Raw genomic sequence first — 9,851 nt, 5'->3', positions numbered from 1 at the left:
GCCGGGATACGGGACGTACGCCCACAAGGTCCTCCTTGGCTGTTCGGTACGAACCGCCAGGAAGTCTTCAGTGGGCCGGTGTCACGCTGCCGCCGCCGTGGTGGCCGGTTCCCCAGAATTACGTGAACACGACACCCATCGGGTCCGGGGTCGCCCGCCCTCGGCGCCGGTGGGCTCTCAACGCACGCTGTGCGTCTCCCCGACGAGGCGGTGCGTCAGCTCCATGAGGCGCTTGCGGGCGTCGGCGTCGTAAGCCTGTTCGTGGGCGCGGGAGTCGGTGAAGCGGTCGAAGTAGCGGCCCGTCACGCCGGCCACCTCCGGGTCGGTGACCAGCCGTACGGTCGGCCTGACGCCTTCCTCGACGCCGACGGCGGGCGTGAGGCCGTAATCCCGCACCCCTTGGGTGTCCATCAGGTGCGCCGGATGGAGGGCGTTGACGGTGACGCCCGTGCCGGCGAGTTCCCCGGCCAGCTCGAAGGTGGCCATGATCAGCGCGAGCTTGCTGCGGCAGTAGGCGCGCAGCCCCTCGTAGCCCCGCTCCAGCATGATGTCGTCGAAGTCGATGCGCTCCTGTCCGATCGAGGCGACGTTGATCACGCGGGCGGGCGCGGAGGACGTCAGCAGCGGCAGCAGGCCACGGACGAGGGCGTACGGCGCCAGATGGTTGACTGCGAAGCGCAACTCGTGGCCCTGGGCGCTCAGTTCGCGCCGCAGCGGATCGGAGCCGCCGCCGGCGACGGCGTTGTTCACCAGTGCGTCGAGCCGAGGTTCCTCGGCCAGGATCCGCTCGGCCATCGCCCGCACCTGGCGGAGGTCCGCCAGTTCGGCGAGGTAGGTGCGCACGGTGGTCCCGGGTGCGGTCGTCCGCACCTCGGCCGCCACCGCGTCGAGGCGTACCCGGTCACGGCCGTGGAGCAGCACGGTGCCGCCGCGGCGCGCGAGGTCGAGCGCGATCCCGCGCCCCAGCCCCTGGGTCGCGCCGGTGATCAGAGTGGTGGGTCGGTTCATGCCGGTCATCCTGGCGGGCCGGCGAGGAGGCAGGGAGTGTGTGCCGAGCCTGGTGTCACCACCACCAGGCTCAGGCCCGGTCGCGACCGTGTGGGCGGCGCCTGCCGATCGGCCCCTGGGCCGCCGGACGGCCTGCCGCGGGCGAGACGTCGACCGGCCGGTGGTACATCCGAGGCACGGGAACAACATCACGGCGTCCCCGCGGGGCACTGTGAGCGAATGGGTGCACTTCTCGCGCTGGCTTCGGCAGTCTGTTACGGCGTCGTCGACTTCGCCGGCGGTCTGCTGTCGCGCCGGGTCCATTTCGCCGTGGTCACGTTTCTCGGTCAGGTCGGCGGGCTGCTCCTGGCGCTCGTCGCCGCGCTCGTCATGCCCGCGGACTCGGTCCGGTCGGGCGACATGCTGTGGGGCGCGCTGTCCGGTGCCGGCAGCGGAACGGCCATGCTGTTCCTCAACCGGGGCCTGAGCCGTGGGTCGATGAGCGTCGTCGTACCGGTGAGTGCCGTGACGGGTGTGGCTCTTTCCGTTCTGTGCGGGGTGTTGTTCCTGGGAGACCGGCCGACCGCCACCGCTTGGGCGGGCATCTGCGTCACCGTACCGGCGCTGTGGCTGGTCGCCGGTGGCGGCAGGGGCGCGCGGGACGGCCGAGAGCCGACGCGGACCGGGCACGGGGCGGTGGACGGTCTGATCGCCAGCCTGGGGGTGGCCGTGCAGTACATCGGGCTCGCCCAGGCCGACGCCGTCAGCGGTCTGTGGCCCGTCGCCGCCGGCCGGCTCGCCGCCGTCGCCCTCCTCGTACCGAGCGCGTGGCGGCACGCTGCCGATTTCCGCCGACCGGCGCGGCTCCAGGCGCAGGCGCTCACGATCGGGGCGGGAGCGGCCCTCGGCCTGATCCTCTACCTCTGGGCGGCGCAGCAGCAGATGCTGGCCGTCGCCGTCGTCCTGGCCTCCCTCTACCCGGCCGTCCCCACGGTCCTCGGGCTTGCGCTGCTGGGCGAGAGAGTCACCCGATGGCAGGTGACCGGCCTCGTGAGCGCGACGGCCGCGGTCGTCCTCCTCGCTCTGGGCTGACGGTCGCTTCCTCCCGGGCCGTACGCCGCACGGTCGGACATGGCCGGCCGGAAGACGACCGGGCGACCGGTCGAATGCCCGCCGTCATGGCTCTAGGAACCTTCAGGCCCCGGAGTTACCCTCCGGCCCATGATTTCCACGGTGGTCTGGGGAACGGGCAACACAGGCCGTGCGGCGATCCGAGCCGTCGCGGCCCACCCGGCGCTGGCACTCACCGCCGTCATCGTCCACAACCCTGCCAAGGTGGGCCGTGACGCGGGTGAACTGGGCGGACTCGGACACCGGCTGGGGATCGCGGCGACCGACGACGTCGAAGCCGTGCTGGCCGCCGGTCCGCGGGCGGTGGTGTACGCGGCGACGGGGGACGTCCGCCCCGACGAGGCGCTCGCCGACGTCGTCCGGGCGATCAGGGCCGGGGCCGTCGTCGTCACCCCGGCGATGTACGCCCTCTACGACCCGCTGAACGCCCCCGCGGAGTTACGGGACCCGGTGCTGGCCGCCGTCGAGGCGGGCGGCGGCTCACTGTTCGTCTCCGGCGTCGATCCCGGCTGGGGCAACGACGTACTGCCACTGCTGATCAGCGGGCTCGGCACCACCGTGGACGCGATCCGCTGCCAGGAGATCTTCGACTACTCCACCTACGACCAGCCCGACTCGGTCCGGTATCTGATCGGCATGGGGATGCCGATGGACTACGCGCCGCCGATGCTCGCGCCGACGGTCCCCACCATGGTGTGGGGCGGGCAGATACGGCTGATGGCCAGGGCCCTCGGCGTCGAACTCGACGAGATCCGCGAGACCTTGGAACGCTGTCCGCTGGACGCCGCCGTGAGCACCAGGACGATGGGCGAGTTCGGGGCGGGCACCCAGGGCGCGGTGCGTTTCGAGGTGCAGGGAATCGTCGGTGGCGAACCCCGCATCGTCGTCGAGCACATCACCCGCATCCACCCGTCCTGCGCGCCCGGCTGGCCGGCGCCGCCCGACGGCACGGGCGCACACCGGGTGATCATCGAGGGCCGTCCGCGTATCGAGGTCACGGTCGAGGCGACCGACGAGGACGAGAACCGGTCCGCGGGCGGCAACGCCACCGCGGTGGGCCGGCTGGTGAGCGCAGTCGACTGGCTCGTGGACGCGCCACCGGGCCTCTACGACGCGCTGGACGTCCCGCTGCGCCCGGCGGTCGGCAGACTGGGAAGGAGACGATGATGAACATCGACATCCCCGAGGGCAGGAACGCGATCGAGTACGTATGGGGAGAGATGGTCCCCGGCATCGGCACTGCCGCCTCCGGCTTCTCCCTGGCGGTGTACGCCCACACCACTCTCGGGCTGCGGGAGTTCGAGGCCGCACGGCTGCGGATCGCGCAGATCAACGGCTGCTCCTTCTGCCTGGACTGGCGGACGGAACGCGACGGCCGCACGGTCGAGGACGGTTTCGCCGACGCGGTGACCGACTGGCGCACCACCGACGCCTTCGACGACCGCACGAGGCTGGCCGCCGAGTACGCGGAGCGGTACGCCACCGACCACCACGGCCTCGACGACGGGTTCTGGAGCCGGATGACGGCGCACTACAGCCAGACCGAGATCGTGGAGCTGAGCATGAGCATCGGCGCGTGGCTGGCGTTCGGCCGGCTCAACCATGTGCTGGGGCTGGACACCATGTGCGTCCTGCCCGGTCACTGAGCCGGCCGAGGCGGGCCGGTCGCACCGGCCGTCGCCGTCACAGGTCCGTGGCGATGATCTTCTCGATGTTGCGTTCGGCGAGCGCCGTGATGGTGACGAACGGATTGACGCTGGTGTTGCCGGGGATCAGCGAGCCGTCGATGACATAGAGCCCCGGATGGCCGTGGAGGCGGCCGTAGTTGTCCGTCGCCCGGTTCAGTACGGCGCCTCCCAGCGGGTGGTAGGTGAGGTGGTCGCCCCAGATCTTGTACGCGCCGAATAGGTCGGTGCGGTAGATCGTCCCCTCCTTGGCGTTGATCCTGTCGAAGATCGTCCTGGCGGCGTCGATGGAGGGCTGTTTCCATGCGGTCTGCCAGTCGAGGACGACCCTGCCGGCGGCCGCGTCCCAGGAGAAAGCGGCGCGGTGCGGGTTCCTGGTGATGGACAGGTAGAAGGACGCGTACGTCTCGATGCCGGTGGGCAGGGGCGCGACCTCGGCGAACGCCCCGCCGGCCCGCCAGTTGTCGATGCCCGCGGTGGGCATGGAGGCCTGGAGTCTGCCGGTCGCGTCCCACATGTGGTTGGCGCGGCCGCACATGACGTTGCCGTTGTCGCCCCAGCCCTTTCCGATCTCGCCGTTGAGGCCGGGCAGTACGCCGGTGGCCTTCAGCCGGGTGAGGAGTTTGCCGGTGCCGACGCTGCCTGCCGCGAAGAACACCTTGTCCGCTGTGACGGCCTTGACCGCGGTGACGTCGCCGCCGGTGTTCAGCTGTTCCATGACGACCGTGTAGCCGCCACCGCCGGCCGGTGCGACCGAGGTGACCTTGTGCAGCGGCGAGACGAAGACCCTGCCCGTCGCGGCGGCACGGGCGAGGTAGGTCTTCGGCAGCGATTTCTTGCCGTGGTTGTTGCCGAAGAGGACCTCGCCCGCGAGCGCGGACGCGGGAACGGTGCCCGCCGCCTCCTGCTCCAGGTAGTCCCAGTCGTACACGCCCGGTACCAGGACGAACGGGAAGCCGGAACGCTCGGCGTGCTTCCGCCCGACCCGGGCGTACTGGTAGCAGGCGGCGGACTCCCACCAGCCCTGGTCGACGACGCCGACGCCCAGCGCGGCGTTGGCGCGCGGGTAGTAGACGTCGTACATCTCGTCGGCGTTCACCGACGGCAGGACGGCCGGGAAGTTCTCGCGCCGGGGCGTCACGGCCATGCCGCCGTTCACCAGTGAGCCGCCGCCGACACCGCGGCCCTGGTAGACCGTGATGCCGCCGAACTCCTCCGCGTCGAGGACGCCCGTGTACCGGGGGACGTCCTTGTCGAGCGGGAAGCCGAGGAAGCCGCTGAGCGGCTGCTTGGTCCTGGTGCGCAGCCAGAAGGAACGGTGGTCGGGCCTCGTGGTGTTGGCGAAGATCCTGCCGTCCGGTCCCGGGGTGTCCCAGGACATCCCCATCTCGATCATGTGGACGTCGACGCCCGCCCGCGCCAGCCGCAGGGCGGCGACCGAGCCGCCGTATCCGGTGCCGATGACCAGAGCGGAGACGTGTGCCCCGTCCGGGATCGGGGCGGCGGCCGGGGCGGCGAGGGCGGAGGTCGCGCGGGCGGCCGCGGGGCCGTGACCCGTGAGGATCGCGGCCCCCAGAATAGAACCGGTTCCTGCTATGAGCCGGCGGCGCGACGGTCCTCTATCACCAGGGCCCGATAAGGGCGTAGCGTTCATGTGATGTTCCTCACTCTTGAGTGAATGGGAACACGTTCTACTGCTGCGCATGCATGAAGTCACGGCATACCTGAAGGTAACTTCCTCGGTGCCGCGGCAACGCGGCTACCGGAACAGGGACGCGGGCACGGCGTCGGCCAGCGCCTGATACCCCGTCGGGTTCAGATGCAGGTGGTCACCGACGTCGAAGGCCGGGAACAACTGCCGGGGCCTGTCCGGATCGCGCGCCACCTTGTCGAAGTCGATCACTCCGTCGAACCGTCCGCTGGTACGGATCCAGTCGTTCACCGCCTGCCGGGAAGCTTCGCGGCGGCCGTCGGGGTCGTCGTAGCCGGCATTGCCCCCGAAGGGTGTCAGCGTCGCCCCGTACACCCGTATGCCCTGGGCGTGCGCCCGGGTGACGATCTGGCCGTAGGCCGCCGTCAGATCGTCCACGACCTCCTTCTGCGCGGCAGGGGTGGCTGCGGCCGTGCCGATGTCGTTCACCCCCTCGAAGACCACCAGCCACTCCACACCGCTGGACGCCAGGACGTCACGATCCAGCCGTGCCAGGGCGTTGGGCCCGAGACCGTCGTTGAGCACCCGGTTGCCGCCCGCCGCCTGATTGAGGATCGCGGTGTCCGCCGTGCCGCGCCGGGACTGAAGTCGCCGCAGCAGCAGGTCCGGCCAGCGGTTGTTCAGGTTGGTGGTGGACCCGCGGCCGTCGGTCAGCGAGTCGCCGAGCACCACGGCGGCTCCGGCGGCGCGGGGCGACCACACCTCGACACCGCTGAGGAAGTACCAGTGGTCCGTACCGGTCGCCCCGGGCAGCTCCGCTTCCTGTGCGTGATCGCCGGCCTTCAGATACGTGGTGGTCCGGGAGCCGGGGTGCGAGGTGATGGACTCCGACGCCTGCCCGTCGGCCAGATAGAGCGTCACGGTGAGGTTGGAACCGGGCTTCAGATCGAAGTCGAGCGGGTCGGAGACCGCCTGCGCCCCCAGCGGGACGGTGACGGAGGAGCGCCCTTCGAAGGTCACCGGTCGCGACGATCCCGGTCGGATGCCGCTGACGCCTGCCCGTCCGTCGACGGGAATGGCCACGGCGGCGGCGGTGATGGGCAGTGCCGTGCCGCCGAAGGCGTTGGAGAACCGCAGCCGAAGCCGCTGCCCGCCGGTCGACACGTGCACGGTCTGGCGCACGGTGCTGTCGGCCAGCACCAGGCCGGGCCGGGTGAACGGCGCGGGTGGCATGTTGCCCGGCTCCGTCAGCTGCGGCATCGACACCCAGGTGTGCAGCCACTGCCCGGCCGGGTGGTGCTCGCTCGCGGCGGGACGGGCGGGGGCCCCGCCCGGCTGCGGGTGCACGGCCCCGGTCAGCGACGACGTCGCGGTGACGACAGCGGCGACCATCCCGGCCGCCGCCGTGCCGAGTGCGGGTGACATTCGCTTCATGGGTCGCGGGACCTCTCTGGGGAGCACCGGTCCGTCCGGTGACCCGGGAAACCCTGCCAGCGGGTCCGGCGCCCGGGCATCAGACGGGTGTCGGGCATCAAGGGCCCCGCGTCCGACTGATGCTCGCCCCGGCCTCCCACCCTCCCTGCCACCGGCCCGGACATGCGTCTTCGTCAATGGGGTACACCGAACACACGTGTCAGAAGCAGGAACGGCTCTCCGTCCGGAACGGGAAGGGAGTGCAGCGTCCATGGCCGGAACCGAGAAGTCTCTGCAGAACGACCGGGAACGCCACCAGGACAGGGAACGCAGGGAGGCCGACCGCGGCCCGGGAGCCCACTCGGGACGCGAGCAGCAGCCGCAGGAGCGCACGGTTCCTGGGACAGCGAGCGCTACGGAGGGTTACAACTCCCGTGGTACGGGCAGCGGGGAATCCCTGGAGGGGGTACAGAAGGACGACGAAGAGAGCTCTTGACGGGACGCACGGTGTCGCGGCCGTCCCGCCGGCCCCCTCACGTCGTACCGCCCCGATCGAGCCGCCCGTCCACCGCCCGGTGAGCCGCCCCGTCGGTGCTCATTGGTCCGGCAGGGGCACTCCGGCCACCGGGGCGGTACTCGCGGTGGAGAGTCTCTCCGGGCCGAGCCATTCGCACAGCAGGATCGTGGCGTCGTCCTGGAGCCGGTCGCGGGGGTGCTGCCGGAGCGCGCGCATCAGCCGGCGCAGGGTTTCCGGAACCGGCAGGCCGTCGGCGTGGTGGCGGATCAGGGAGTCGACGAAGGCGGCGAGTCCGAACTCCACACCGGTCGCCGTGCGTGCTTCCGTGATGCCGTCGGTGTAGAGCACGATGCGGTCGCCCGGCTGCAGATGCTCCCTGCACACCGTGGTCGGCAGGCCCAGGTCGCTGCCCATGGGGTGGGAGGGAGGGCAGTCCAGCAGGCTGCTCCAGCGTCCGCCCCGGATGACGACCGGGGGATGATGTCCCCTGCTCGTCCAGGTGAGGACGCCGGTGGTGGTGTCGAGATCGGCGAGGATCCCCGTGACGTAGCGGTTGTGCCCGAACTGTTCGAGGATCACCTTCTCGATGGAATCCCCCAGTTCGGCGAGGCCGGCTCCCTGGCGGCGGCGGTTACGGCAGGCGCCCACGGCGAGGTTCGCGGTCAGACCGGCCGCTGTGTCGTGCCCCATGGCGTCGAAGACGGACAGGTGGACGACGTTCCCCGCGGCTGCGTAGTCGTAGGCGTCACCGCTGACCTGGTAGGCGGGCTCCATCACGGCTCCGATCGTGACCCGGCCGTCCGCGTAGGTGCGCGGCGGCATCAGCTGCCACTGCATCTCCGCGGCCACGTTCATCGCTCTGCTGCGGCTGAGACGGGCGTAGGAGTCGCTCGTGACCCGGCAGCTGACCACCATCATCGCCACCAGCGAGGCCAGCGCCAGCATGGTTTCCTGGGCGCTCTCGTCGTCGGCCGGCGCGGCGATGTGCAGCACCCCGAGGCGCTCGGTGCCGTCGAGCAACGGGATCCACCAGCCATGTGCGGCGTCCGTGCCGGTCGCGCCGGCCGTGATACTGCCGTACTGGTAGGCCCGCCCGGCCACCGAGCCCTCGATGGGCACCTCCGCCGGGTGCTTCCCCTCGGGCGACCGGCTCTCCGCCGGGAACAGCCGCAGCACGTCGCGCTGGAGATCGCCCAGGTAGATCAGGACATCGGTGAGACCGGCGGTGGCCGCGTGCCGGGAAACCAGCTCGGGCAGGTCGTCGAAGGACATCACATGGCTGTCGGCGAGCAACCCCACCAGCATGCGCCGCACGTCCGCGTCCCGGTCGCTCACGTCACCACGCACCCACTTCCATGAGCCGTCGGGAACCGAAGCCCGGCCCCGTGCCTGGTCCTTCCACGGTCCCACACCGATCCCTGGCGGCAGAGGCGAGGCACGGCCGTCGATCCGCCCACGGTCGCCCCCTCCGAGTCGCCGGAGCGGCGGACCGCGCTCCATTGGGGTGACTCGGGTGGGATCCGGTGTCCGCCTTCGACAGCCAGGGGTATCCATCGGCGCATGGACGTGAACCCCATCGAAATGCAGAAGGCCCTCGGCGGCGTGAACTACCCCGCGTCGAAGGAAGAGATCGTCGACCAGGCGAGCAAGCACGGAGCGGGCAAGGACATCATGTCCGCCCTCGACTCCCTGCCGAGCAAGAGGTACGACTCGCCGGCCGCCGTGAGCAAGGAGGTCAGCAAGGAGTCCTGAGGCCACCGTTCCCCGGCGGCAGTCCCGCACCGCGGCCGCGCACCGTCCCCACCGGGCGGTGCGCGGCCGCAACAATGCGTAACGGCGCGGCCCGCCACGAGCACGGTTCGCCGGGCATCCGGACGTCCGTCCGGCGTCGGTGAGAGGCTCGACGAAGTGGACACCAACAGCGCACGACCGGAGATGGCGGTCCTCGTCGGCCTGCAGGCGTCGGGGAAGTCGACCTTCTACCGGGAGCGCCTCGCCGAACGCTTCGCGCTGGTGAGCAAGGACCTCTTGCCGCGCTCGGCCCGGCGCAAGCAGCAACGGCAGATGCGGCTCATCGAGGACCTCCTCGTGTCCGGGAGCCCGGTGGCCGTCGACAACACCAACCCCTCGCCCGAGGAGTGGACCCCGCTCATCCGTGCGGCCCGTGCGCACGGTGTCCGGGTCACGGCCTACTGGTTCCCCCCGGACGTCACCGGGTCCCTGCGACGCAACGCGGCGCGTGAGGGCCGGGCGCGGGTACCCGACGTCGGCATCCACGCCACGCGCGGCCGCCTGCGCGAGCCGACGACCGCGGACGGCTTCGACGCCGTGGTGGAGGTGCGGTTCGACGGGGAGGGCGGCTTCGTGACGCGGCGGGTCGGGACGCCGGACTGACAGGCCGGTCGCCAATGGACGGCTGACGCCCCACGGCGGCGGGTCCGCAACCTGGGCGTCAGCCGTCCAGGGT

The 9,851-nt window shown here is 71.2% G+C and carries 10 protein-coding genes; 6 read left to right on the top strand and 4 right to left on the bottom strand.

Annotation, left to right across the window (positions count from 1 at the left end; genetic code table 11):
* Positions 1-177: 177 nt before the first annotated feature.
* On the bottom strand, positions 178-1,008 hold the full coding sequence (locus tag ACWGH4_RS23335) for an SDR family NAD(P)-dependent oxidoreductase (protein ID WP_453464039.1): 831 nt from the start codon (positions 1,006-1,008) through the stop codon (positions 178-180).
* 219 nt (positions 1,009-1,227) lie between these two features.
* Here ACWGH4_RS23335 and ACWGH4_RS23330 point away from each other — a divergent pair, with 219 nt between their 5' ends.
* From ACWGH4_RS23330 to ACWGH4_RS23320, 3 genes are all read left to right on the top strand, one after another.
* The gene (locus tag ACWGH4_RS23330) at positions 1,228-2,079 is read left to right on the top strand and encodes an EamA family transporter (protein WP_453464036.1); all 852 of its coding nucleotides are present in this window, start codon (positions 1,228-1,230) and stop codon (positions 2,077-2,079) included.
* A 129-nt stretch (positions 2,080-2,208) separates the two neighbouring features.
* The gene (locus ACWGH4_RS23325) at positions 2,209-3,285 is read left to right on the top strand and encodes an NAD(P)H-dependent amine dehydrogenase family protein (protein WP_453464033.1); all 1,077 of its coding nucleotides are present in this window, start codon (positions 2,209-2,211) and stop codon (positions 3,283-3,285) included.
* Complete coding sequence (locus ACWGH4_RS23320; RefSeq protein WP_453464030.1) at positions 3,285-3,764, top strand: carboxymuconolactone decarboxylase family protein; 480 nt, start codon at positions 3,285-3,287, stop codon at positions 3,762-3,764. The genes ACWGH4_RS23325 and ACWGH4_RS23320 overlap by 1 nt, the downstream gene beginning before the upstream one ends.
* A gap of 37 nt (positions 3,765-3,801) precedes the next feature.
* On the opposite strand, the gene ACWGH4_RS23315 is transcribed toward ACWGH4_RS23320, so the two are convergent.
* Both ACWGH4_RS23315 and ACWGH4_RS23310 read right to left on the bottom strand, forming a co-directional pair.
* Positions 3,802-5,457 (bottom strand): GMC oxidoreductase, encoded by a 1,656-nt coding sequence (locus ACWGH4_RS23315; protein WP_453464027.1) that lies wholly within the window; start codon positions 5,455-5,457, stop codon positions 3,802-3,804.
* Between the two features lie 105 nt (positions 5,458-5,562).
* Complete coding sequence (locus tag ACWGH4_RS23310; protein WP_453464045.1) at positions 5,563-6,879, bottom strand: SGNH/GDSL hydrolase family protein; 1,317 nt, start codon at positions 6,877-6,879, stop codon at positions 5,563-5,565.
* A 259-nt stretch (positions 6,880-7,138) separates the two neighbouring features.
* Here ACWGH4_RS23310 and ACWGH4_RS23305 point away from each other — a divergent pair, with 259 nt between their 5' ends.
* Positions 7,139-7,363 (top strand): hypothetical protein, encoded by a 225-nt coding sequence (locus ACWGH4_RS23305; RefSeq protein ID WP_453464024.1) that lies wholly within the window; start codon positions 7,139-7,141, stop codon positions 7,361-7,363.
* Between the two features lie 99 nt (positions 7,364-7,462).
* Here ACWGH4_RS23305 and ACWGH4_RS23300 read toward each other — a convergent pair whose 3' ends face one another.
* Positions 7,463-8,689 (bottom strand): PP2C family protein-serine/threonine phosphatase, encoded by a 1,227-nt coding sequence (locus ACWGH4_RS23300; RefSeq protein WP_453464042.1) that lies wholly within the window; start codon positions 8,687-8,689, stop codon positions 7,463-7,465.
* Positions 8,690-8,944: 255 nt separating this feature from the next.
* Here ACWGH4_RS23300 and ACWGH4_RS23295 point away from each other — a divergent pair, with 255 nt between their 5' ends.
* Positions 8,945-9,136: a DUF2795 domain-containing protein gene (locus tag ACWGH4_RS23295; RefSeq protein WP_364601445.1), complete on the top strand. Its 192-nt coding sequence runs from the start codon at positions 8,945-8,947 to the stop codon at positions 9,134-9,136.
* A gap of 156 nt (positions 9,137-9,292) precedes the next feature.
* Positions 9,293-9,778: an AAA family ATPase gene (locus ACWGH4_RS23290; RefSeq protein ID WP_453464021.1), complete on the top strand. Its 486-nt coding sequence runs from the start codon at positions 9,293-9,295 to the stop codon at positions 9,776-9,778.
* Positions 9,779-9,851: the final 73 nt, after the last annotated feature.

Source organism: Streptomyces sp. NPDC054847, assembly GCF_053610925.1.
Note: the sequence above shows the minus strand (reverse complement) of the source record. Positions and strands in the feature narration are given on the sequence as shown.